2 protein-coding genes and 1 pseudogene are annotated in these 1,869 nt (G+C 33.0%); all 3 read left to right on the plus strand.

Annotated features, from left to right (window positions below):
* Positions 1 to 307: pseudogene (locus HMPREF2701_RS01605) on the plus strand (thiol-disulfide isomerase); the annotation flags it as partial.
* Between the two features lie 179 nt (positions 308 to 486).
* The gene (locus tag HMPREF2701_RS01610; RefSeq protein ID WP_049493696.1) at positions 487 to 1,113 is read left to right on the plus strand and encodes a TipC family immunity protein; all 627 of its coding nucleotides are present in this window, start codon (positions 487 to 489) and stop codon (positions 1,111 to 1,113) included.
* Positions 1,114 to 1,210: 97 nt separating this feature from the next.
* Positions 1,211 to 1,816 (plus strand): hypothetical protein, encoded by a 606-nt coding sequence (locus HMPREF2701_RS01615; RefSeq protein WP_070481910.1) that lies wholly within the window; start codon positions 1,211 to 1,213, stop codon positions 1,814 to 1,816.
* The last annotated feature ends 53 nt before the right edge of the window (positions 1,817 to 1,869 follow it).

The following is a 1,869-nucleotide window of genomic DNA, read 5'->3' on the forward strand; positions in this document are numbered from 1 at the left end:
TATTCGATTGGATGGAGGAATTGACTCCATAGAGATAAAAGGAGACATCGATTTCAAAATATCGCATCCTGGACGGAATGGGGTTACTGCTTATTTTGAAATAGAGATAGATGGTAAAATAACTAGTGCACTATATGAATTGGATAAGAACTTTGATATAATTTCTAGCACCTATTTTCAAATAAATGAAAAAAATATAAATGAGAGAGTGAACATCTCTCAATCCGAAGAAGATCGCCTATTAAAAATTATTAAAAAAGAGCTTGAGGATTTCATGGAAAAGATGTATCAGACTTTGTATGGATAGTTTCCCAGAGAAAGAAGCTTCTTGCTCAATACAATCCTGTATGAACAACTGGTTGTGTTGAGGAATTTTACTAGAAAAAGATACCGTAGATAAGCTACAAAAAAATTACCCAAGTACTTATAATTTCATTCGAAATATTGAAACAGGTAATCAAGAATTGACAGAGATGAGGTGATTAGATGAAGAAGAGGAAATTTGCAATTTTTTCGTTGCTAATAGTTCTATTATTATCTTTCTCTGGTTTTCAGTATTATAAATATCAGAGAGTTCACAATATTTTTGATGAAATATACTACGAAGAAAGTGATTATCACAATTATACATTTCTCTGGAAAGGACGAGCTTTTTATAAGTTAAAAGGGTTAAAAATTATCGATAATGGATCTCAAGATTTATATAAACATTCTATTGATTATAAAAGTGTAAATTTACCAAACACTATTCATTCTCTAGGTTATTATTTTTATTTTGGATTTCAGGAGATGACGAAAGTTGGGATAGAAATGCGTTTGAGACTGCCAGATACAGAGACAACCATAAATGTAGATTACCAGTACGATGTAAACAATCAGCAATTAGAACGGTTTATGTGGTACTATGATGATGAGAGTACAGGATATTTTCAGCAATCTCAAATAGAAGCCTTTCTAGTGGAGCATGGAAAGACTGTCGATGAGATTCGCAAGGAAGCAGATAATGTACTCCGTAATAAAGTTCTTAAAGACTGGACCACTATCTACTCTAGTCGTTTTAGCCCAGATAATTGGGGAGAATTGACAGTTAAGGATATATGGAGAACAGAATAACAAACGAAACGATGAGGCAATAGTGTTATACAGGAAGGTTGGCATGAAACAATTCTTAAGAATATTTTGTTAAGAAGAAGTTGCTTTGGAGAAGTAAATGAGAAATAAAAACAAATTTATCTTTTGTTCACTCGTTTTGCTTGTTTATTTTTTATTGTTCATTTTGAAGCCGATCTACCAATATATTTCATTTTCTAAGATGGATGTGAATAGTAGTATGGTTCAATTGATTCAAGATAAAAATGATCAGGATTGGTATGCTCTTGATAAGCATATTCATCTAGTGCCCTCAAAAGAAAATGGAAAGAACATCGGCCTTATCTATGTGGTGGATGACTATAATCAAATTGAAAGTAAGATTTCTTCTGAGAATCAAGCGGTATCCATCAGTTACAATAATCGATTACAAGGAGACAAGAGTGTTGAAATTAGTTGGTTAAATGGGGAAAAGCGGTTGTATCATGCTGGGAGATATTTGAAATTAGCAAGTGAAAATCAAGCTGTGATTAAAAGTAACACAGGTTCTTCAGTGACCGTTTGGGAACAACGTTCGGAGAAAGCTAAAAAGCGATTATATGCGGTTGTAGAACAAATGAAAAAAACTGTTCTAGAGCATTTGTTCCAGCAAATAGTGTTCTGTTCGTTAGCTGTCATTCTCTTTCTTTTAGGGTGGAAAATATATTATCATTTAAGGAGGTATTGAAATTCGCAGGGGTTCTGAACTTCAATAAAGCTTCTAGGGATATGATGCTATCG

It is taken from the genome of Streptococcus sp. HMSC077D04 (assembly GCF_001808785.1).
Taxonomy (GTDB): Bacteria; Bacillota; Bacilli; order Lactobacillales; family Streptococcaceae; genus Streptococcus; species Streptococcus mitis_BX.